The following is a 23,653-nucleotide window of genomic DNA, read 5'->3' as shown; positions in this document are numbered from 1 at the left end:
GCGCTAACTCTTAGGCGCACCATATATTTGTTCTGCACGGTTAAACAATACCCACGAGGTTAAAATATACTTATCGTTTGATACTGGCTTATTGCCTCTATGAGTATGTGTAAAGTAGCCAGGTGCTATTACCATAGTGCCTTTTTTAGGGGCGATTTTACGGTTTTGATAATAAAACTCTGTTTCACCACCTTCTTCTACATCGTTTAAGTAAAACATAAATAACAACACGCGATGCAAAGCTTCATTGTGCTGTAGCTGCGGATAAACTTCACTGTGCCAGTAAGGGTAGCCACCTTTGTTTACTTCGTATTTTTGCGCTTGAATGTTACCGAGTCTAAAAATTTGCTGAACTAAAACGGGTAACTGCGGTTTACCCACTTCTTCAAAATTCTCTTGGGTTAAATCGACTACATCACCTGTTTTTGGATGATAAACCTTTAAGCCAAATGCCCCAATCATCATAAAAATATGCTCTTCAACATACTTAAAAACATGCTGTGCAGTCGTTTGTTGTATATGTTTTAATTGTTGTGCATATTCGGGGTGATTATTTAAGTGTAGGTCGTGGCTGTCTTTTTTCTTTAAGTCGACACCGCCCGATGTTACCCCTTGTCTTACATGCGGGCTTTGCGCGAATGTGGAAATAAATTCATCGCAAAACTCATCGCTTAATGCGTTATCAATAACGCGTATAAAGTCCGTCATGGTTTACCTTTATATAATTATTATTGGATTTTTATGTTTATTGAAAAAGTGATGCCGCGCTTTAGCGAAACAGATGCACTCGGACACATTAACAATACCGTACTCCCTGTATGGTTTGAAGTCGCACGTGGACCTATTTTTAAGTTTTTTACACCGGACTTAAATCCACATGATTGGAAATTGATTATCGCCAAAGTTGAAGTGTCGTTTGTGGGCGAATTATTTTATGGCCACGAAGTGACCGTAAAAACCTCTGTAGAGCATATAGGGACTAGTTCTTTTACGCTTAGGCAAGAAGCATGGCAACACGATAAATGCTGCGCAATAGGCAAAGCTGTGATGGTGAGATACGACTTTATTGCTAAATCAAAGCAAGCGCTTAGCATTGACGAAAAAGCAGCGCTTAACGAGCATATTTACCAAGGGAGTTAACCTTACAAAGCTTATATTTTATATAAGCTCATGCTGAGCTGGATTAGTGTAAATAAATAATGGCAGCTGTAAATTTTTGTCGAGAAATTTTAACGTATTTAGATTGAGTTGCAGGCTTCAATTATATACTATTTATATTATATATTGTTGCGCCGTTATAACAGGAAATGTTAATTCGGTAATTTGATTGGAGTATGCGTGTGACATCTATTGCCAGTAACCAGCCTTTACAAGTTATTCAGCTCAGTGATGGTGAGAATTTAGCAGCTGAAATTTTGCCGTTTGGCGCAATAATAAAAAGCATTAAATTTAAAAAACAAGAAATGACGCTTAGCGTCGATGACCCTCAATACTATCTTGAAAACCCATTTTACTTAGGCGCTACAGTAGGTCGATACGCTAATCGAATTGCAAAGGGGCGTTTTAGCTTATCTGGTACGCAGTATCAATTAGAGACAAATAACGGCCCTAATAACCTACATGGCGGCATTAAAGGCTTTAATAAAGTACTTTGGCAAGTAACCAAACAAACTGAAAGTGAAGTTGAGCTTTATTATTGCTCGCCCGACGGCGAACAAGGTTTCCCCGGTGAGTTGCAGGTTTGGCAAACTATTAGCGCTAAAAACGGCGAGCTTACTCTGCACTTTAAAGCGCTAACCAATAAAGAAACGCTCGTTAACTTTACTAACCATTGCTACTTTAATCTTGATAGTAGTGAATCAATTAATGAGCATCTTGTTCAAATTAATACCGATCGTTACCTTCCTATTGATACAACTAGTATTCCACTTAATGAAGCCGCTTTAGTTTGCGGTACCTGCTTTGACTTTACTAAGCCAGCTCAAGTTGGTGAGGCCTTAAGCGCCGTTCATCCTCAGCTAGAAGCTGGAAATGGCTTTGATCACTGCTATATTTTTAATGATGACAGCAGTTTAAAGACGATGGCTACATTAACTTCGCCACACACGAACGTTAGTTTAACCCTTAAAAGTACACAGCCAGGCATGCAGCTTTATACCGCAAACTTTGTTGGTTCGCCTTTTAAAGCACGGCAAGCTTTGTGTTTTGAAGCGCAAAATTGGCCAGATGCGCCAAATCGTGAAAATTTTCCAAAGGCTAATTTATTGCCAGCAGAGAAATACGAACAGGTTATTATTTACGCTTTTTCTGAGTGAATACAGTTCTTTAATGTTAATTAAAAGAAAATCAAAAGAAAATATACGGTAATTAAATGCCATCCATAATTAAGGAAAAGGTTGCACTTCTTGCCGGTTTAAAGTATTTATAATATAAATACTATTTGAAACTATACGCACTACCACAACGACACAACGACTACACACAATCAGGAGTTTTTAAAAAATGATAATTAACAATAAGTTATCGTTCAACAAGAAAACCGCGCTCAGTATTGCTATCACTGGTATATTGGCAAGCGGAAGCGTTGCAGCTCAAGGCGCTGAAGGCAATACGCCTACAGTAGTAAATGAAGATGTTGAAGTTATCGCAGTAACGGGTATCCGCAGCAGCTTACGTTCATCAATGTTAGATAAAAAAGCATCTAATGTTGTTACAGACGGGATTAAAGCAGAAGATCTTGGTAAATTTCCTGATTTAAACGTAGCAGAGTCTCTGCAACGTATTACAGGTGTAGCAATTGACCGCAGTGGTGGTGAAGGCCAAGCGGTAACTATTCGTGGTTTTGGTCCACAATTTAATACTGTACTTGTTAATGGTCGTCAAATTGCGACAGACAGTGCAGGTCGTGAATTTAATTTTGATGTATTAGCGGCAGATCAAATCACCGGTGCTGATATTTATAAAAGTAATACAGCAACGCTTCAAGAAGGCGGCATTGGTGGTACGGTTAACGTAACTACAGCACGCCCTTTTGATTTTGGTGGTTTACATATTTTAGGTTCAGTTAAAGGTATGTACGAAAGCCTTTCTGAAGAAGTATCTCCATCAACATCATTTTTAATAAGTAATACGTTTAACGATGACAAGCTAGGTGTGCTTTTTGCCATCACTAATCAGCAACGTAAACTTCAAAACAACCAAATTTTAACGGCAGGTTGGCGCGGTGGCCAAACAATATCTAACCCAACTGATGGTGTATTGTTTGAAAATGCTTACATTCCACGTAACTGGGACCAAGTAGTTGATGAGCAAGACCGTGAACGTACAAACGCAAGTTTAGTACTTCAATATGCACCATCTGACGATGTTACGATTACGGTTGATGGAATGATTTCAAAATTTGAAGTTGATTCGTCAGTGCGTGATTTAGCATCTTGGTTCGAACCAGACCGTGTAGGCAGCGCAACAATTGATGCTGAAACGGGGACGCTTTTAACTTTCTCTCAAGAAGTTGGTTTAGGTGCACCAAGTGGCGACCCTGCAAGCGACTTTGTATCACATACACGTAACTCACGTGATGTAACTAACAAAGCATTTGGTATTAATGTTGATTGGCAAGTAAACGAGTCACTAAAAGCAAAATTTGATCTATCTCGCTCAACAGCTGAAAACGACCGTGCAGGTAATGATCGTTTTAACGTAGTGGGTATTATTAACAGCTATACTTTTGACGGTACAGGCAGCATTCCTACCGTACAGCATGATGGTTTTGAAAATGGTTCATTGCCAGATCCAAGCCTAGCGCGTCTTCACCACAACGAAATTGGTAACCAATTTACAGATGAAGATGAAATCACTGAAGTAAAAGCCGATTTTGAATACGTGCCAGATAAAGGCCCAGTAGAGCGTATTAACTTTGGTGCTTATCGCCAAGAGCGTGAAAAATCTAGCTTCCAAATTTTTGGTAGCCAATGTCAATTTTGTGGTTACGGTACACAAGCACCGCTTGATGAAATTGATTTTGAAGCATACACAGCGAGTAATTACTTCCCTGGTTTAATCGATACATTTTATAGCTACGATGGCGATAAAATGCTTGATTACATAGCCGATCAAGGTTTTCCAGTAGAGCCAACGCTACAAAATAACCGTTACACAATTAACGAAGACATCACTAGCTTATACATGGACTTTACGCTTGGTTTTGACTTAGCTGATATGCCAGTAACCGTTAATATGGGTGCTCGTTACTCTGAAACCGATATTGAAGTTGCTGCAATACAAAGCTTTATTAGCGATGTTATACCAACGTCAGATGCGACATTGTTTGCTAACGTATTTGGCCCTGCGACTAATATTGAACAAGGTACTAGCTACTCAAACTTACTACCGTCTTTCAACGTTAAGCTTGAGCTACAAGATAATATGATTTTACGTTTTGCTGCGTACGATAGTATTACTCGTCCAACTATGTCTCAGTTATCTCCTGCGACAAACTTTAACGAACCACGTCGTCAAAACTTAACGGCAAGTGGTGGTAATCCAGCACTTAAACCATTCCAATCAGAAAACTGGGATATCTCTTACGAGTGGTACTACAACGATGCTAACTTATTTAGCTTTGCAGTATTTAGTAAAGAAGTTGACGACTTTATTGTTACGTTAACGGGTTCAGAAACATACGAAATGTCTGACCGTTCAGGTCCTGATTTTGCGTGTACTACATGTACAGACCAAACAGATGACGAACTTATTGGTAGCTCAGAAGTTTACACTGTAAGCCGTCCTCAAAATGGTGAGTCTGCAACTGTAACCGGCTTCGAAGTGGGTGTTACTCACATGTTTGAAAATGGCTTTGGTTTTATCGCTAATGCGACTGTTGTGAATAGCGACATTAGTGTAGGTGATGATACAACTCAAACATTTGCACTTGAAGGTTTGGGCGATTCACAAAACTTAGTATTGTTTTATGAGCAAGAAAACTGGCAAGCACGTGTTGCATTTAACAACCGTGAAGGCTTTTTACGCTTAGTTGATAACGGCTTCAATGGTGAACCAGTGAACGTAGAAACGTACGGCCAGTGGGATATTAGTGCAAGCTACGATATTAACGAAAACTTCACTATTTTTGCAGAAGGCATCAACATCACTGAAGAAGAGTTAGTACAAACGGGTCGTTTTGCTAACCAAATCTATTCAGTGGAAGATAATGGCTCACGTTACGCGTTTGGTATTCGCGGATCGTTTTAATTAATGTTTGAGGCGAACTTCTCGCCTCTTGTTTCATTGCAGTACATTAGTGCTAATACCAATTAGGTTAATTTAACAGTAATGTATATTAGTTAACCTAATTGGCTAAAATGAAGCCACATTAAATCCAAATGCCCTACCGGGCATTTGTTGTATAAAACGTTATCAAAGATACTCAAAGAGTAGCCCATTATGAATAAAACAATAAAAACAATCGCAGTAATTGGTGGCGGCACAGCAGGATGGTTGAGCGCTGCAATTATAGCTTCGTATCACCAAGGTAAAAATGGTGATGGCTTAAAAGTGATGTTGGTTGAATCGTCAGATATTCCAACAATTGGTGTAGGTGAAGGTACCTGGCCCACTATGAAAAACACACTTCAGCAAATAGGTTTGCGTGAAGTTGATGTATTTAAAGCCTGTAACGCTACCTTTAAGCAAGGTGGTAAATTTGTAAATTGGACGCACGGCAACAACGACTTTTACTACCATCCATTTACTGTACCGCTAGGCTACGGCCGCATAGATTTAGCCCCTTATTTAGATAATGTTGAAGACTTTGCACAGCAAACTAATTTTCAACATGATATTTGCGAAGCAAGCTTAGCCCCAAGAGGTATAGCGCAAGGTGAATATCAAGGTAATTGTAATTACGCTTATCACTTAGATGCCGGCGCTTTTGCAGAAATGCTTAAACAGCATTGTAAAAGCAAGCTTGGCGTAGAGCATATTATTGGTACTGTTGATCAGGTAAAACTTGATGACGATGGTGCAATAAATGAGCTTACTCTAAAAGATCAAACCCGCATTATAAGCGCCGATTTATTTATAGACTGTACTGGTTTTTCATCATTGTTATTAGGCCAAGCGCTCAACGTACCGTTAAAAAAAATGGACCACGTGCTATTTAACGACAGCGCACTGGCGATGCAAGTCCCTTACGATGAAAACGATGACTCCTTAGCCAGCCATACCATAGCAACAGCGCAAAATGCTGGATGGATTTGGGATATAGGTTTAACGCATCGCCGTGGTGTAGGGCATGTTTATTCAAGCAAATTTTTATCAGACGATGAAGCAGAGCAAAACTTACGAAACTATTTAGGCGATGCAGCAAACGGTTTAACTGCCCGTAAAATTAGCTTTGAGTCGGGCTACCGTGAGAAGTTTTGGCATAAAAACTGTGTTGCAGTGGGTATGTCAGCAGGGTTTGTAGAGCCGCTTGAAGCAACCGCTATTATGCTTGTTGAAATTTCAGCACGCTTTGTAGCAGAGCATATGCCAGCAGATACACAAGTAATGCCTATTGTAGCTAAACGCTTTAACGAGCAAATGGACTACCGCTGGCAGCGCATTATCGACTTTTTAAAGCTCCATTACATGCTAACCAAGCGCCCAGAACCTTACTGGCAAGCACATGTACATCCGGACACTATTCCACAAACCCTGCAAGAAGATTTACTGCTTTGGGGAAGCCGTGGCCCGCTTATTCAAGATTTTCATGGCGCATTAGAGTTATTCCCAGCCGCCAGCTACCAGTACGTTTTATATGGTATGGGCTTCAAACCAGACTTTACTAAACAGGCTTATTTGTATGCACAAGACGCGCAAGCCAAACAAGTAATTGAACGTAACAGCCAGCTTACACAGCAGATGTTGCAAACTTTGCCGCCACACCGCGCTTATATTGAGCAGTGGTTAGCGGCTAACCCAGTTTAAGGATGTGTAACTATGGCTATTAGTGAACTAGTAAACACCAAACATTAAAAATTAACCCTAATGCAGTTATTGAATATGCAAAAACGGAGCATTTAGTTAATTTAAGAGCTAACGAAGTAGCAAAAGCTGCATGCGACTTACCCATATTTTTAGCGCGAAATGCGCAAAACGGCAGTTATACCGTATCGGGTTTAACAAGCTTTAGTGCTGGGCAAAGTTTATTGGTTATTAACAACCAGTGGCAGGCGCTTTACACACCGGTATGTATACAAACTCACCCTCTTTATTTAATGACCCGTGAAGCAAATAGCAGCGACTACTTTATTGCGATTGATGATCAAAGCTCAGCCGTAAATACGCAGCAAGGCGAGGCACTATTTGATGCTAAAGGTAACCCAAGTTTATTTTTGAATTCACAGCAAAAGCTACTTGAGAGCGATTTAAAAAATGATTATCAAACGTATCAATTTACCCAAGATGTAGCGCGCTTAGGGCTTATTAAAAACATAGATATTGTATTGCAGTTTGAACAAGGCGAAACCCAAACTATTCAAGGTTTGAGCACCGTTGATGAAGACAAACTGCAAACTTTAGATAGCGATACCGTTGCAAGCTTACACAAGCAAGGTTACCTAAGTGTGCTTAACAGTATGCTTATTTCACTGTTTCAGTTAAATGCATTGGTAAAGCTGCACAACCAACGTCCCGAACTTATGCCTTTAAAGCAAATTAAGTTAGAACTAAGTCGAGATGCGCACGCGCTGTAGCGTGCACTTTTTTATTACACAGACATTGCGCTTAACGCGTAGGAGACACACACATGTCAGATAACATTTTACAGCTGGTGGTTTTTGTTTTTGTCACCGCTTTAATTGGTGGCCTTACTTATTGGAAATGCCGAGGCCAAAATCGTAATAACGGACAAAGCCAAACCAAAGAGTATTTTTTAGCGGGCGGTGGCCTTACTTGGATGTTTGTTGCAGGTTCAATAACACTTACTAACTTAAGTACCGACCAACTAGTAGGTATGAATGGTAACCAAATGGCTTTGCTTGTTTGGTGGGAGCTTGCGGCGATTATTGGCTTAATTATTTTAGCTAAAGTCTTCATTCCTGTTTATTACAAATACAATTGTACTACCACCACAGAGCTTTTAGAAAAACGCTACAACAACAAACATATTCGCGCTGTTATTGGGGGATTATTCTTTTTAGGTAATGCACTTATTTACATGCCATCGGTAATTTACTCAGGTGCGCTGTTTATGCAAACCATGTTTAAGGTTGATATTCCGCTAATGTATATTGCCACCGCATTTGCCATTGTAGGTGCTATTTATGCGTTTTTTGGTGGTCTACGTGCAGTTGCAGTGTCTGATACTTACAACGGTTTACTGGTACTGGGTATGGCTGTTTTAGTGGTGTTTTTAGTACTAAATGCGATTGATTATGACTTTACGGGTATTCCTGAGGAGCGCTTAACACTCATAGGCGATGCTGATTCACCTATTCCATGGCCAACACTTTTAACCGGTATGATCTTTATTCAAATGTATTACTGGGGTACTAACCAAACAATTACGCAACGAGCCATGGCAGCACCTAATGTTAAAGAAGCGCAAAAAGGTATATTTGCCGCAGCGGGAATTCGTTTTTTAATCGTCCCTGCCATTGTGGTATTACCGGGTATTATTTCATTTAAACTTTACGGTGATATTGGCGACGCTGCTTATGGTCGAATTGTAGGTGATGTAATGCCAGCATGGTTAACCGGTGTGTTTGCAGCTGCAATGGCAGCGGCAGTGCTATCTACTTACAACAGCTTATTAAATTCAGCTACAGCACTATATGTATGTGACATTCACGAAGCTTACTTTAATAAAGAGCCAAGTGTTGTAAAGCTAAGTGGTTACGTAACATTGCTACTAACAAGCTTATCACTGGTACTTGTACCAATTTACCAGCAAGCAGACAGTATTATTAACTTGCTACAGCAATTAAATGGCTTATTAAGTATGCCTATATTCTCAATTTTTGTAGTGGGCTTATTATTTAAAAATGTTGATGCACGTGCAGGTATTGCAGCAGTAATTTTAGGTGTTGTAATGTACGGCATGCTTACGTTTGCAAACTCCCCACTACATACTGACATTCATTACATTCACTTAATGCCAATTACACTGATTGTATGTGTAGCTTTTGCATTGATAGTAAATAAAGTGGTATTTGGTTTGAATGCGCAGTGGGCAGGTAAAACACCGGCACTTGATGACGCAGGACAAGTACAAGTACAAGTACAAAAATAGATTATAAATAGTTTAAGCTGACAAAATCGGTCATGGGGCAACTCTGGCCGATTTTTTATATATATTAAAAGCAATAACAGAGCTTTAAAGTGAGGGTTAGTTTAATACCTTTTATTACAGTGGTACTTCCAGTGAGTTTATCTGACTATTTGCGATGTAAAGACTATCAAAACCTAATTTATATGATATATACTATTATTGTTGGGTGTCACCATCTGATAGATTGTGGCTCAAGCAAAGAGATACATTTAGTAAATAGTGTAGCTTACTAATTTTCGTTATATTTATAACTCACACAATGAACAAGAGGATAGGAAAATCATGGCCGACACTAAATCATTTTATCGATTAGACAGTGTAAACAGCACCGTTATTTTCGACTGCCAGAGCAAAACACCGGCATTACTGTACTTTGGTAAACGCCTATCTGAGCAAACAACAGAAACAATGCTTACTCAGCTAGCAACTCGTCAAGAAGTAAAATGTGCCGTGGTTGAAGAAGCGCCTATTTCTCTATCTCCTTTATTAGGCGAAGGCTTTACTGGCGCGCCAGGGCTTGAGCTAGTAAATGACTCAATCGCATGGTCAGTTGGGCCAGAGCTTCAAGAAGTGCGTCAGCCTTCAAGTGCGACTGTTGAGTTTGTAAGTGTAGATAAGCTTCGTGGTATTGAAGTCGTGCACAGCATTACGCTTGACAACAACAGTGACGTACTAAGTGCACATACTGTATTAACTAATTTAGGTGACTCACCACTGGGCGTTAATTTTTGCGCCGCGCCAACATTTCAATTTCCAGATAGCGTAAGCAAAATAGTGAGCTTTGAAGGTCGTTGGTCAAACGAATTCCAGCGTCAATCTGTTGATTTAGTGCTTGGGAGCTTTGTACGTGAAAACCGTAAAGGCAAAACATCACACGATGTGTTTCCTGGTTTATTAGTGCATAACGAAAATGCAGGCGAGCAACACGGCGAATGTTACGGCTTTCATTTAGGTTGGAGCGGCAACAATAAACTACGCGCAGAGCTTCTAGCTGAAGGTCGTCGTTATGTACAAATGGGTGAGCTATTACTTCCTGGTGAGCTTACGCTTGCTAAAGGTCAAACGTATCAAAGCCCGAGCATTTATGGCTCGTTTTCAAGTGAAGGTTTTAGTGCGCTTTCTCGTAATTTCCATCGTTTTGTTAAAGCTAATTTACTTAGCCAAGCGCAACGTGAAAAAGCGCGCCCTGTGCATTACAACACGTGGGAAGGTATTTACTTTGATCACGACGTAGACACGCTTAAGCAGTTAGCCGACAAAGTAGCGCCGTTAGGTATTGAGCGTTTTGTACTTGATGATGGCTGGTTTAAAGGCCGCCGTGGCGACAATGCAGGCTTAGGTGATTGGACAGTAGATTACAAAATTTATCCAGATGGCTTATCGCCAGTCATTGATCATGTTAATAGCTTAGGTATGGAGTTTGGTATTTGGTTTGAACCAGAAATGGTCAACCCTGATAGCGATTTATACCGCGCGCATCCAGATTGGGTTTTAGGCTCTCAAAACAACGAGCAGCTAAGCTTTAGAAATCAGCTAGTACTTGATTTAACGCGCTCTGAGGTTGTTGAGTACCTATACAAAGCGATTGACGATATTTTAGTTGAATACCCAACTATTAAGTACATTAAATGGGATATGAACCGCGATATTAACCATGCGGGTAATTTTGATGGTAAGCCAGCAGTGCACCAGCAAACATTAGCACTTTATCGTTTAATTGACCGTATTAAAGCGGCGCACCCAGGGCTTGAAATAGAAAGCTGTTCGTCAGGTGGTGCACGTGTAGATTACGGCGTACTTGCACACACAGACCGTGTATGGACGTCAGATTCAAACGATGCGCTTGATCGCCTTGAAATACAGCGTGGATGTTCGTTCTTTTTCCCATCGTCGGTTATGGGTGCACACGTAGGCCCACGCGATTGTCATATCACAGGGCGTAATGTAAGTATTGAAATGCGTGCTGCGGTATCAATGTTTGGCCACATGGGAATCGAAATGGACCCACGTGAGCTGACCGATCACGAATACAATGCACTTAAAGCGGCAATAGCACTTCACAAAGAGCATCGTGAGTTTATTCATGCTGCCGATTTATACCGCCTTGATAGCGACGATTTATCAATTAACTTTGGTTTAATCGATGAGCAAAAAACAAAAGCGTTATTTGCCTATAACAGCGTTCGCGAAACACCGCGTACAGCGCCTAATAAGCTTCGTTTTGTTGGCCTAGATACCGATGCGCAGTACACACTTAATTTAGTGTGGCCGGTAAAATTTGAAGAGTATCGCCCATCTTCTATTGCTGCGGTAAATGGTCAAACATTTACCGGTGAAGCGCTAATGCAGTTTGGTTTACAAATGCCAATTTCATTCCCGCAAACATCGTTTATATTTGAGCTTAACAAAGCTTAAATATAACTAAGAGCAGTAAAGGGTGAAAATCGCTTTTATGCTGCTCTATTGAGATATTAGTAGTCAGCTTTATATTGTTTAAAGCTGACTTTTTTATATCCTTAGTAAGCTAATTTAGTAAATTAACTTAGTAAACTCAAAAGTATAGAAAATAAAGTGGTTACGCTTGCGCGTAATTTTGCTTGTTACCCAACCAACGTTGAATTAGTGGGTCAACAACCTCTGGATGTTGCTTAAGCATTTGCTGTGCAATTGGCCTTACTTGATTAAGTATGTGCTTATCACGAGTAAGATCGGCAATTTTAAACTCGGCTAACCCTGTTTGTTTTGTACCGAGTACTTCACCAGGGCCACGAATTTCTAAATCGCGCTCTGCTATTACAAAACCATCGTTACTATCGCGTAGTACGCCTAATCGCTTTTGAGCAGTATGAGACAGTGGTGCGTGGTATAAAAGCACGCAATGCGATGCCGTAGCGCCACGGCCAACTCGCCCACGTAACTGATGCAGCTGTGCTAAGCCTAAGCGCTCAGGGTTTTCTATAATGATTAAGCTCGCATTAGGGACGTCTACACCAACTTCAATAACCGTAGTGGCAACTAAAACATGTATATTACCTGCTTTAAACTCACTCATGATGGCTTGTTTTTCAGCTGATTTCATTCGCCCATGTACTAAGCCTACGTTTAGCTCTGGTAGCGCTTCTTTTAACTGCAGTGCGCTGTCTTCGGCGGCTTGGCATTGCAGTACTTCAGATTCATCAATAAGTGTACACACCCAATAAACTTGGCGGCCTTGCTCGTTACACGCTAATTTAACGCGAGCAATAATATCGTCCCTGCGAGTATCAGGAAGTGCCACTGTTGTGATTGGCGTACGCCCTGGTGGCAGCTCATCAATCACAGAGGTTTCTAAGTCGGCATAGGCGGTCATGGCGAGTGTACGTGGAATGGGTGTTGCGGTCATGACTAGTTGATGAGGGTAACAATCACCAAACTTACCTTTTTCACGCAGTGATAAACGCTGGTGGACACCAAAGCGGTGTTGTTCATCAATAACGATAAGCACTAAGTTATTAAACTTAACTTCATCTTGAAATAAGGCGTGAGTACCTACAATCATTTGCGCTTCACCAGAGGCTATTTTTTCAAGTGTTGCTACGCGCTCTTTGCCTTTTGTTTTACCGCCAAGCCAAGCAACTGTTATACCTAGTTGATTAAACCACGTTGTAAAATTAACGCCATGTTGCTCTGATAAAATTTCAGTAGGAGCCATTAAAGCGACTTGAAAGCCCTGCGCAATGGCTGTTAGTGCACTAAGTGCTGCTACTAGGGTTTTACCTGAGCCTACATCGCCTTGCACTAAACGCATCATTGGATACGCGTGTTGCATGTCACCTTTAATTTCAGCAACTACGCGGCTTTGCGCATTTGTGGGTGCAAAAGGAAGTTGCTCTAAAAATTGGCTTTCTAATGTGTTTACCGGATTTAATGCGACGGCTTTAACTTGTTGCCCTTGCTCTCGTACTTTTAATAAGCTGAGGTTTTGAGCAAGTAACTCCTCAAATACAAGGCGCTGTTGAGCTGGGTGAGTACCTTGCTCTAATGCAGTTACATCAACATCATTTGGTGGGCGGTGCAGTAATAATAAGGCGTCACTTAGCGGCATATTTGATGGCTGCCACTGTGAAGGCAGTAGTTCTTCTACTGAGTATTTATTTAATAAATCAATAGCCTGTTCGCTTAAAGCTCTAATCGATAGTTGCTTTAAGCCTTCGGTTGTTGAATAAACGGGCGTTAATGTTGTTGCTACCGGCTGCCCGTTAGAGGTATCGCTGATGCTGTATTCAGGATGACTCATTTCAAAGCCAACACGGCCACGGCGCACTTCACCAAAACAACGTATTATTTTACCAGCGCTAAATGCGTTTTTTTGTGCGGCGGTAAAATTAAAAAATCGTAGTGTTAGCCTGCCAGTACCATCATTGATTTGGCAAACAAGCATGCGCCTTTTTCCAAACGTGATTTGGCTTGTTTCAATTGTTGCTTCAACACTCACGTGGCTATGTAGTGACAACTCATTAATCGCGTATAAGCGAGTGCGATCTTCGTAGCGAAGTGGCAAATGAAAAAGCATATCTTGCACAGTTAAAATACCTAGCTTTAACAAACGCTCAGCCATTTTTGGGCCGACCCCTTTGAGCTCTGTAATTGGGTATTGATTTAAGCTAGGTTTAGACAAATTATATCAATCTTATTATTTGTGAATAAGCTAAGTGTACTTACAGAGCTTTAGTCCATCAAGTATGTTTTAAAGCTTGCCAAAATTGCTCGTCAGCGACTATTTCGCCGTTTTCATCAAGTACAGGATAAGGTAATTTTTTTTGTTTACACTGCCTTGCGATAATAGGGTGGCAGCCTTCAAAGTAGAGTGGATGTTTAACTTCGGCGCTCAACATATCTCTATTATATAAACCAGCCAGCTCACGTTGGCGCTGTGCTTCAAACAATATTAGCGCAGCAGCAACTGAAACATTTAGTGATTGCACCATGCCTTGCATTGGAATAATAATATTTTGATCGGCATATTCTAGGGCTTTTTCTGAGATCCCCGTTTTTTCTTGTCCAACAATAATAGCCGTTGGCTTGGTGTAATCTACTTCTCTAAAATCAACGGCATCTTCTGATAAGTGAGTCGCGAGTATTTGTATTTCTGGATTGCGTTCACGCATTGCAGTAACTGCATCATCAATATTTCTATGTAAGTGCGTCTCTAGCCAGTTTTTACTGCCACCTGAGGTATTATTTGTTAGCCATTTTTGCTTTTCAGGCCATACAGCATGTACGTGATGACAACCAACCGCATCAGCACTTCGTACTATTGCAGATAAGTTATGGTGTTTGTGCACGTCTTCTAAGCACACGGTTAAGTCTGTTTGACGGCGCGAAAGTACGTCTTCGATTCTTTGGTAGCGAGTTTGCTGCATGGTTATCCTCTTTTTTCGACAATTATACGAGATTTTTGCAGTTAAGGCATTACCGTACGGCTAATTGGATTTTGTAGAGAAATCAGTGTTTCTGTTGATTGAATGGCTTCTATTGCTTGTATCTTATTAATCAGCACATCTTGTAAGTGATCAATGGACTTTGTCATTACCTTTATAAATATACTGTAGTTACCTGTTGTGTAATAAGCCTCTACCACTTCCTCCAATGCTTCTAGCTTTATAAGTGTTTGTGGGTAATCACGTGCGTTATTTAAATTAATACCTATAAAGCAACACACATCGTAGCCTAGCTGTTTAGTATTAATCGTTAATTGGGTGCCTGTAATGATCCCTGCTTGCTTCATTTTTTCAATTCTTACGTGAATTGTCCCTGCGCTTACATTAAATCTTTTTGCTAATTCGGCGTACGCAGTACGGGCATTTGCCATTAATGCATGAAGTATCTGTTTATCGAGATTATCGATTAAATAATTTTCCATTATATTTTTCTCATAAAATTATCGAATATATGATTTTTATACCACTTAATTGATGGTTTTAATATCTTAAAGCTATTTTTATTGTGGGATATTGAATTAATTAATCAAATCGTTAAATTAACCTCGTTAAAGGCGCTCATTAGGGCGCTTTTTATCAATTAAGCAAGTAACAATAACTGGGAATGAGGCCAATTATTATGAGTTCACACTATGTGCAGCAACAGCAGCAAATAAGTAAAGTTAAGCAATTTTTTTCACAGCAACTAGAAACCCAACTTGGGCTGGTTGAGGTTCAAGCCCCTATTTTGGCTAAAGTAGGTGACGGCACGCAAGATAACTTAAGCGGCCATGAAAACGCAGTTGCTGTAAATGTAAAAGCGATTACAGATAGTCGCTACGAAGTGGTGCATTCATTAGCTAAGTGGAAACGTAAAACACTCGCAACTTATGGCTTTGGTGTTGGTGAGGGTATTTACACTCAAATGAAAGCTTTGCGCCCAGATGAAGATTCATTAAGTCCTATTCATTCTGTATATGTTGATCAATGGGATTGGGAAAAGGTAATTAACGAAACCACAGAGCGTTCGCTGGCAACACTAAAGCAAACTGTTCAATCTATTTATAAAGGGATAAAAGAGACGGAAGCTTTTGTAAGTGAGTCTTATGGTTTGACGCCTTTTTTACCGGACGACATTAAGTTTGTGCACAGTGAAGAGCTACGTAAAATGTACCCTGACTTTAGCGCTAAACAACGCGAAAAAGCCATTGCACAAGAATATGGTGCTGTATTTTTAATTGGTATTGGTGGCGCGCTTGGTGATGGCAAAATCCATGATGTAAGAGCCCCAGATTACGATGATTGGTCTACGCCGACATGCGAGCAATACATGGGTTTAAATGGTGATATTTTAGTATGGAATCCAGTACTTGAAGACGCTTTTGAAATTTCATCAATGGGTATACGCGTAAGTCCTGAAGTTTTAAAAGCGCAGTTAAGGGTTACTGGAGATGAAGACCGCTTAGAGTTTGATTGGCATAAAGCGCTACTACAAAGTAAATTTCCGCAAACAATTGGCGGTGGAATAGGGCAGTCGCGCTTGGCTATGCTCTTGCTACAAAAGCAGCATATTGGCCAAGTACAAGTGGGTGTATGGCCGCAGCAAACACATGCTGAGGTAAGCGGTTTACTTTAAATGTGAATAAATTTGAGTGCTCAATAGAGCACTCAGTTATTAGCTTGTTTTGAACTCTATTTCAATTTTGTTATTCAAAAGTTTAACGTTGCACGGAGGGTAATTGCGGATTGTTTTAAGTACTTTATCAAAAATATGAATCTCTACACCTGAATGCAAAACAGAATTTACCGCTAAATTAGCGTCGTTAAGTAAATCGTGTAAGTCGTGATCTAAGTTTGAAAGACGTTTTTCTAATTGCTCTGCCTGCTCACAATAATGCTTTTGAGTAGCACCAATTTTAGTAATTAATAGTTTTTTCTTTTCGGCATCTTTCACTAAATCAGTTTTTTCTAGTGCTGCTTGTAACGTGTCTAGCTGTGCATCTGTTTTAGCTAAGTCTTTAAAGCAATTATCAGTATCTGCTGTTATTTCGGCGCCAGAAGCCGCTAGGTTAATAATCACTTTAGCACCTGATTCATTCCCTATTTCGCCAGCAATGAGGGTTGTTGCATCAAGTATTTCGCCACCAAATATTTTACCATTAGGTAAGTCTGATTGACCAACTTGCAGTAAGCGTTTAGCTTTCATTACACAGTGGCTTGTTTGGCGATCAATAAAAATATTATTTGCTTCTAGGTAGCAATACTGTGAATGGGATACGTGAATATCACCTCGTGCAATAAGCTTACAAGACAGTGATTGTTCGTCGGCTTTTTGATGGCCAATAATGCCTTGTTTAACGGTGATGTTTCCGCCTGCGGTAAGCTCTCCTGATTCAACAGTGCCAAATATAGTAATATCGCCTTTGGCTGTTACTTTCATTCCAGGGTCTATATTGCGGGTAACAATAACACTGCCTTGAAAGTCTATGTGGCCGCTTTTTACGTTTACATCTGAAATGGTAAAAATATCGTCGACACGCATACCATTATTAATTTCAACCGGAACACCTGTAATAGTAGAGACTAGTTCAAGCGGATTCAGCTTTGATATTTCGGTGCCTTCGCCTGCCACTAATTGTTTATTTTCTCCGGGTTTTGCGGGCAGTATGTCACCTATTACGGTGAAGCCTTCTTTACCAGGGGTTGCTGGTTGTTGGCGAATAAGCACAGAGCCTGGCTCTACGCTTGCAAGCTTGCCAAAGTCGCGCATATCCACGCTGCCATCTTCTTTGAGCTTGGGGGTTTTTAAACGGTCTTTTAAAGTCTCTACGGTTGTTATTAGTTTAGTGGCCAAACCATCACTTGGGAGTCTGCCTTTAGCTAATACTCCCTTAACGACAGAACCCGCTGTATGCTCAAACTGTTTTTGCAGTAGCAACTCTAAAAATGCTTGCTTATAGCCACGCACAATTCCTGCTTTAACGAGTTGTTTTTTTGCATCTTCTAAACTTAATAATTTTCCGCCTTGGGCAAGGGTTAGCTCGCCAATGGCCAACATTTTATCGTCGCTAATTGTTACATTTAAAGTGGCATTGTGTTTTGTTGCTACAACCAGAGTGTGTTGTGTGTTTTCGTTTTTAAAAAAATCATTAATAGCGTCATGATCTATTTTGCAGTCGCAAAAAGCTGACTTTTCGAGAGCCTCTAAAATAAATGCAGCGCTGGGAGGAATATGTTCTTTTACATCAAGTAAAACATTTCCATTGTTGGCAAGCTTAAACACGAGTTAATCCTTTTTTACTACTTAAGTTAAGTTTGTTTTTTAAAACACAACTACAGATTGCTAGAAATTTACATTTGAGTCAAGAGGTCACAGAGAACGAAGTGCTAAGAGGGAAAGAAAGGCTATAGAGAGGCTCTATAGCCTGTAATACTTAATTGGTAGAAGGAAGTTCCATTATTCCATCTATTTCAACTTGTGCACCTTTTGGTAGTGCACGAACACCTAATGCAGCTCTTGCTGGGTAAGGTTGCTTAAAGTATTGGCTCATTACTTCATTTACAGTGGCGAAGTTAGATAAATCAGTTAGATAAATATTTATTTTCACTAAATCTTGAATTTGCCCGCCAGCTTCTTCACATACCGCAGTGATATTTTTAAATACCTGATGCGTTTGCTCACTAAAGTCTTCTGAAATCATTTCCATCGTTTCTGGCACTAATGGAATTTGACCAGATAAATAAACAGCGGTGCCTACTTTAACTGCTTGGCTGTAAGTGCCAATGGCAGCAGGTGCTTTGTCGGTAGAGATAAATGCTTTATTCATGTGTTTCCTATTTTACTTTTTACGATAGACTTTTTGTACATCAGGCATAACGCGAATGCGGCGCATGATGTTAGCAACGTGGATACGGTTTTTAACGGTAACCCCTAAATCTATCACGTATAAATTACTTTCTTTTTCATCGGTGGTAATTTCTACAATATTGGCTTGGGTTGTAGTAACAACATTGGTTAATTTAGCCAGAGCCCCCTGATGATTAATAATTTCAACTCTCAGAGCTGCAATATATTCTTTCTCTGGGTTGTCGTCCCATTTTACAACTAAGTATTTAGAGCGCTCATTTTCCCAGCCACGGATGTTTTTACATTCTTGGCGGTGAACGGTCAGGCCCTTACCTTGGCTTACATGAGCTGTAATAGCATCGCCAGGTACAGGTCGGCAACACTTAGAGTAATTAACTAGCATGCCCTCAGTACCAATAATGGTCGCTTTGGCTTGGCTGGTAATATCAGTTAAGTCGTCACTGTCATTTTGTAATAGGCGTTTGGCAATTAACATGCTCATTAGGTTACCAGAGCCAATTTCTACAAGTAATTCAAGAAGCGTTGTTAGTTCGTGCTCCTCAAGTACTCTCGCTATATTTTCATCAGCAATGCTATCTAGTTTGTTTTCACCTAATGCTGAATCAAGTAAGCGGCGCCCTAAAAGCATAGCTTCTTCATGATGCTGGCTTCTAAGGTAATTACGAACGCCCAAACGCGCTTTACCAGTAACAATAAAGTTTAGCCATGTTGCATTAGGGTGAGCACCTGAGCTTGTTATTATCTCTATAGTTTGCCCTGTATCTAAGGGCCTACTTAAAGGGTGCGGCTTGCGATTAACGCGCGCGCCTACACAGGTGTTGCCTACATCTGTATGCACGGCATAGGCAAAATCGACTGCGGTAGCACCCATCGGTAGCTCAACAATACGCCCATCTGGTGTAAATACGTAAATTTCTTCTGGGAATAGCTCAGTTTTTACATTTTCAATAAATTCAAATGATGAACCCGCACTTTGTTGAAGCTCTAATAAGCTCTGCATCCACTGGCGAGCACGTTGCTGCGAAGTATTACCTGCGCCATCACCTGCTTTTTTATACATCCAATGCGCCGCTACACCTTTGTCGGCCATATGATCCATATCGTGAGTACGAATTTGAATTTCAACAGGTATACCGTGTGGACCAACTAATGAAGTATGAAGCGATTGGTAACCGTTTGTTTTTGGTACTGCAATATAATCTTTAAAGCGTGTTTCAATAGGTTTATAAAGACTATGAGCTACACCTAATACACGATAACACGTATCCATAGAGTCAACTGCAATTCTAAACGCGTAAATATCCATAACTTCGTTAAATAGCAGTTCTTTATTAAGCATTTTTTTATAAATACTATATAAATGTTTTTCACGGCCAGACACAGTTGCTTTAATGCCTGATTCTTCAAGACGTGCTTCTATTTCATGCTGGATATTAGTAATAACTTCTTTGCGATTACCGCGTGCTTTAGCAACTTCCGATTTAAGTGCGCGATGACGCATAGGATATAAAGCTTGAAAACCTAAGTCTTCAAGTTCATTTTTAATATCGTGAATACCTAAGCGGTTTGCAATTGGTGCGTAAATTTCTAGTGTTTCACGCGCTATTCTGCGGCGCTTATCTGGGCGCAATGCGCCTAAAGTACGCATATTGTGTGTTCTATCAGCAAGCTTGATTAAAATGACTCGAATATCCTGAGTCATTGCCATAATCATTTTGCGGTAGTTTTCAGCTTGGAATTCTTTTTTATCTTTAAAGCTAAGCTTATCGAGCTTACTCACACCTTCAACTAGCTCTGCAACAGTTTCGCCAAATATCTCGGCTAAATCTTGTTGACTAAAATCAGTATCTTCAATTACATCATGCATTAGCGCGGCCATGAGCGTTTCATGGTCAAGGTGCATGCCTGCAAGAATTTGGGTTACTTCTACTGGGTGCGTTATGTAAGGTTCGCCACTCGAGCGAGTTTGTCCTTCATGGGCCTCTCGGGCTACCACGTAAGATTTTTGAACCAGCTCTACATCAGCAGCGGGCAAGTATTCTGAGATTTTCTTTTTAAGACCTTCAAAAAGATACATTCACACTCCAATGTTCTAGTGAAGCAAATTAGGTAAGTTACGAATATACGATGAAAAGAGAGGATTGCCAACGGCTATAGTAGAAATACTGCGCCGTTGGCTAAATCAGACCGGGAGGTCGATTATTGGTTGCCACCAACAATAGCAGCAACAGCAGCTAATTCAGCTGCTTCTTGGTGTTGTTGTTCTTCACGGTCAATTAAGTCCATTGAAGAGCTATCAACTAAACCTAGTTCAATTTCACGTAAAGCAACTACCGTTGGCTTATCGTTTTCAGGGTCTACTAGTGGAGTTTTACCACCAACAGCAATTTGGCGGGCACGACGAGCCGCAACTAAAATTAAGTCAAAACGATTACCAACTGCATCTACTGCATCTTCAACTGTTACGCGGGCCATCACAGCACTCCAAAAATAATTTAAATCAAAGACGTAGTTTACTGCAAGCAGCCACTTTCGCCAATAGCCAGTGTTCAATTTTTATCAGTTTTACTTGTCTAAGCCTGATTTAAATAGACTTAAATTATTTAAGCAGGCTATTTAGTAAAACTTGATGGCGTTCTTCTTGCGCTTTTAGGGTTAAGCGCTGAGCCATTACAATCATTTCTATGTCGCCAAGCGCAGTCTCAAAGTCATCATTAACAATTACATAGTCGTATTCGTTATAATGTGATGTTTCAGATTGTGCTTTTGCCATACGAGAGGCAATAACCTCAGCCGAATCTTGGCCACGATTATTTAAGCGTTGCTCTAACTCTTCTTTTGAAGGAGGTAGTATAAAAATAGTTTTTACGCTTGGCATTATTTCGCGCACTTGTTGCGCGCCTTGCCAATCAATATCTAAAAACACATCAATACCCGCATCAAGTTGCGACTCAATAGCCTGCTTTGATGTGCCGTAGTAATTGTCAAACACTTGGGCCCATTCAAAAAAGTCATCTTTGGCAATAAGCGCTTTAAACTCATCTGTAGATGCAAAGTGATAATGCAAACCATTTTCTTCGCCTGGGCGAGGGGCGCGAGTTGTATGTGATACAGATACTTTCATATCAGCGTGTTTTTTTAATAACGCATTGATTAAGCTTGATTTACCAGCACCTGAAGGGGCTGATAAAATAAATAAGTTACCGCGAGTTTGTGCCATGCTTTTCTCTACCTAAAAATAAACAGGCTTGGATTACAAGTAAACCAAGCCTTTAATTAACTGCATTGTACTTTAATTAGCTCACCTTGCTCAAGTTAGACGTGCTCAAGTGAGCCATGCCCAAATTGAAGTGGGAGTGTTAGACTTTAAATAAAATTGCAATTTAAAATTGCCAACAGAACTAGCCGCTAGATATAAGTATTTGATAAGGTGAAGTATCACCTATTAAAGGAGCCTTTATGCTTAATAAAACCTTATTTACCGCACAACAAGTAAGAGATAATGAAGCTTTAGCGGCTAAAAATAGTCATTGCGATTTATTTACCCTAATGCAGCGAGCAGGCGAGGCTGTATATAAGCAATGGCAGTTATTTGATGTACAGCATACATTAGTCATTGTTGGCCATGGTAACAACGCTGGAGACGGTTACGTTGTAGCTAGGCTTATTATGCAATCAGGTAAAAAGGCAACAGTATGCGCTGCTGAACCTGATAAGACATTAAACGGTGATGCTGCAAAAGCGCAGCAGCTATGGACAGAAGCGGGTGGGGTGGTTTCTCATTTTACAAAAGATGCTCTTAATAAATGCGATATCGTTATTGATGCGCTCCTCGGTACTGGGCTTAATAGCGCCGTGCGCGATAATTTTGCGAATATAATTAACGCTGTAAATAACAGTGGTAAGCCCGTAATAAGCATTGATATTCCATCAGGCATTGAAGCAAATACAGGACAGCCTTTAGGGTGCGCAGTACAAGCTACTTCAACCGTTACTTTTGTAGGTATAAAGCAAGGGCTCACAACGACGGCAGGTAAACAATATAGCGGTAAGTTAGTTTTTGATGATTTAGCAATTGGCGATGCGTTTACTTGTATAGCTCAGTCATCAGGAACCTTGATAAATATTAATAGCTTTAAAGGAATAGCCACGCGGGCAATCAATAGTCACAAAGGCAGCCATGGCAAGCTTTTATGTGTTGGTGGTAATCACGGTACTGCAGGTGCAATTAGGTTAAGTAGTGAAGCAGCTCTTAGAACGGGTGCTGGCATGGTAAGGGTGTATACACACGAAAGCTCAATAACACCTATTAGCATTGGCAGACCAGAGCTTATGGTAAGCAGTAATAACTTACATCAAGCGCTAGAGTGGGCAAGCTGCGTTGTTATTGGCCCAGGGCTTGGGCAAGACGAGTGGGCACAACAAACATTCGATGAAGTAATGCAATATTGCCAAAACAATAAAATGCCATTGGTTATAGATGCAGACGCCCTTAATTTACTGGCTAAGCAAGCCTCATCGTATATGTTAGAGCAATGCGTACTTACGCCACATCCAGGCGAAGCTTCGCGTCTGCTAAGTGTTAGTACTAGCGACATAGAATCAGACCGCTTTAATTATGCTCGCCTTTGCGCCAAGCGCTATAACGCGACTTGTGTATTAAAAGGCGCTGGAACATTAATAGCTAATGCCCAGCACACGTGGGTATGTGAAGATGGCAACCCAGCACTGGCAGTTGGCGGCAGTGGCGACGTACTCACTGGTATTATTGGGGCATTACTTGCTCAAGGTTTAAATATTGATGAAGCAGCACGCTATGGCGTAACACTGCACGCTAAAGCCGGTGATATCGCAAGTGAGCGAGACGGGCAAAGGGGAATGCTACCCAGTGATCTATTCCCAATTGTAAGAGAGTTAGTTAATAAAGTGACGTGAGTTTAAGCGTCACTTTACATAACTAATTATGTAACTATTCAGCCTCATCTGAAATGAATATATCAGGCAGCTGATTTT

Annotated in this window: 18 protein-coding genes; 9 read left to right on the top strand and 9 right to left on the bottom strand. The window is 40.5% G+C overall.

Translation table 11 applies throughout. The features are described from left to right. Positions 1-3: 3 nt before the first annotated feature. Positions 4-708 (bottom strand): 2OG-Fe(II) oxygenase, encoded by a 705-nt coding sequence (locus GQR53_RS08105; protein WP_165743502.1) that lies wholly within the window; start codon positions 706-708, stop codon positions 4-6. A gap of 33 nt (positions 709-741) precedes the next feature. Between GQR53_RS08105 and GQR53_RS08100 the strand changes: the two genes are divergently transcribed. From GQR53_RS08100 to GQR53_RS08070, 7 genes are all read left to right on the top strand, one after another. Further along, on the top strand, positions 742-1,140 hold the full coding sequence (locus GQR53_RS08100) for an acyl-CoA thioesterase (RefSeq protein WP_002958811.1): 399 nt from the start codon (positions 742-744) through the stop codon (positions 1,138-1,140). A gap of 200 nt (positions 1,141-1,340) precedes the next feature. Continuing rightward, entirely contained in the window at positions 1,341-2,315 is a 975-nt protein-coding gene (locus GQR53_RS08095; protein WP_165743545.1) for an aldose epimerase family protein, read from the top strand. A gap of 187 nt (positions 2,316-2,502) precedes the next feature. Then, on the top strand, positions 2,503-5,250 hold the full coding sequence (locus GQR53_RS08090) for a TonB-dependent receptor (RefSeq protein ID WP_165743500.1): 2,748 nt from the start codon (positions 2,503-2,505) through the stop codon (positions 5,248-5,250). Between the two features lie 192 nt (positions 5,251-5,442). Continuing rightward, the gene (locus tag GQR53_RS08085) at positions 5,443-6,969 is read left to right on the top strand and encodes a tryptophan halogenase family protein (protein ID WP_165743498.1); all 1,527 of its coding nucleotides are present in this window, start codon (positions 5,443-5,445) and stop codon (positions 6,967-6,969) included. 50 nt (positions 6,970-7,019) lie between these two features. After that, entirely contained in the window at positions 7,020-7,736 is a 717-nt protein-coding gene (locus tag GQR53_RS08080; RefSeq protein WP_346774390.1) for a SapC family protein, read from the top strand. 53 nt (positions 7,737-7,789) lie between these two features. Then, positions 7,790-9,274, top strand: coding sequence for an SLC5 family protein (locus GQR53_RS08075; protein ID WP_165743496.1), 1,485 nt, complete (start codon positions 7,790-7,792; stop codon positions 9,272-9,274). A gap of 321 nt (positions 9,275-9,595) precedes the next feature. After that, a complete protein-coding gene (locus GQR53_RS08070; RefSeq protein ID WP_165743494.1) occupies positions 9,596-11,728 on the top strand; it encodes an alpha-galactosidase in 2,133 nt (710 codons plus the stop codon). A gap of 160 nt (positions 11,729-11,888) precedes the next feature. Here the strand turns inward: GQR53_RS08070 and recG are convergent, their stop codons facing one another. Genes recG through asnC form a run of 3 tightly spaced genes read right to left on the bottom strand, consistent with a single transcriptional unit; the run spans position 11,889 to position 15,215 of the window. Further along, positions 11,889-13,970, bottom strand: coding sequence for an ATP-dependent DNA helicase RecG (recG, locus tag GQR53_RS08065; RefSeq protein ID WP_165743492.1), 2,082 nt, complete (start codon positions 13,968-13,970; stop codon positions 11,889-11,891). Positions 13,971-14,028: 58 nt separating this feature from the next. Next, entirely contained in the window at positions 14,029-14,715 is a 687-nt protein-coding gene (gene trmH, locus GQR53_RS08060; RefSeq protein WP_165743490.1) for a tRNA (guanosine(18)-2'-O)-methyltransferase TrmH, read from the bottom strand. Between the two features lie 41 nt (positions 14,716-14,756). Beyond that, complete coding sequence (asnC, locus tag GQR53_RS08055) at positions 14,757-15,215, bottom strand: transcriptional regulator AsnC (protein WP_002958822.1); 459 nt, start codon at positions 15,213-15,215, stop codon at positions 14,757-14,759. A 197-nt stretch (positions 15,216-15,412) separates the two neighbouring features. Here asnC and asnA point away from each other — a divergent pair, with 197 nt between their 5' ends. Continuing rightward, positions 15,413-16,408, top strand: coding sequence for an aspartate--ammonia ligase (gene asnA, locus GQR53_RS08050; RefSeq protein ID WP_165743488.1), 996 nt, complete (start codon positions 15,413-15,415; stop codon positions 16,406-16,408). Between the two features lie 39 nt (positions 16,409-16,447). Here asnA and GQR53_RS08045 read toward each other — a convergent pair whose 3' ends face one another. From GQR53_RS08045 to gmk, 5 genes are all read right to left on the bottom strand, one after another. After that, positions 16,448-18,055, bottom strand: a complete 1,608-nt coding sequence (locus GQR53_RS08045) for a FapA family protein (RefSeq protein ID WP_165743486.1) — start codon at positions 18,053-18,055, stop codon at positions 16,448-16,450. Between the two features lie 151 nt (positions 18,056-18,206). Next, positions 18,207-18,599, bottom strand: coding sequence for a RidA family protein (locus tag GQR53_RS08040; RefSeq protein WP_002958826.1), 393 nt, complete (start codon positions 18,597-18,599; stop codon positions 18,207-18,209). Between the two features lie 12 nt (positions 18,600-18,611). Then, the gene (gene spoT, locus GQR53_RS08035; RefSeq protein ID WP_002958827.1) at positions 18,612-20,717 is read right to left on the bottom strand and encodes a bifunctional GTP diphosphokinase/guanosine-3',5'-bis pyrophosphate 3'-pyrophosphohydrolase; all 2,106 of its coding nucleotides are present in this window, start codon (positions 20,715-20,717) and stop codon (positions 18,612-18,614) included. 122 nt (positions 20,718-20,839) lie between these two features. Then, the gene (gene rpoZ, locus GQR53_RS08030) at positions 20,840-21,115 is read right to left on the bottom strand and encodes a DNA-directed RNA polymerase subunit omega (RefSeq protein WP_002958829.1); all 276 of its coding nucleotides are present in this window, start codon (positions 21,113-21,115) and stop codon (positions 20,840-20,842) included. 124 nt (positions 21,116-21,239) lie between these two features. Then, on the bottom strand, positions 21,240-21,860 hold the full coding sequence (gene gmk / locus GQR53_RS08025; protein ID WP_165743484.1) for a guanylate kinase: 621 nt from the start codon (positions 21,858-21,860) through the stop codon (positions 21,240-21,242). A 239-nt stretch (positions 21,861-22,099) separates the two neighbouring features. On the opposite strand from gmk, the gene GQR53_RS08020 reads away from it, so the two are divergent. Continuing rightward, positions 22,100-23,575, top strand: coding sequence for an NAD(P)H-hydrate dehydratase (locus tag GQR53_RS08020; RefSeq protein ID WP_165743483.1), 1,476 nt, complete (start codon positions 22,100-22,102; stop codon positions 23,573-23,575). Positions 23,576-23,653 lie beyond the last annotated feature (78 nt).

Origin of the sequence: Pseudoalteromonas sp. Z9A6 (genome assembly GCF_011378805.1) — a bacterium.
Classification (GTDB): Bacteria; Pseudomonadota; Gammaproteobacteria; order Enterobacterales; family Alteromonadaceae; genus Pseudoalteromonas; species Pseudoalteromonas distincta.
Note: the sequence above shows the minus strand (reverse complement) of the source record. Positions and strands in the feature narration are given on the sequence as shown.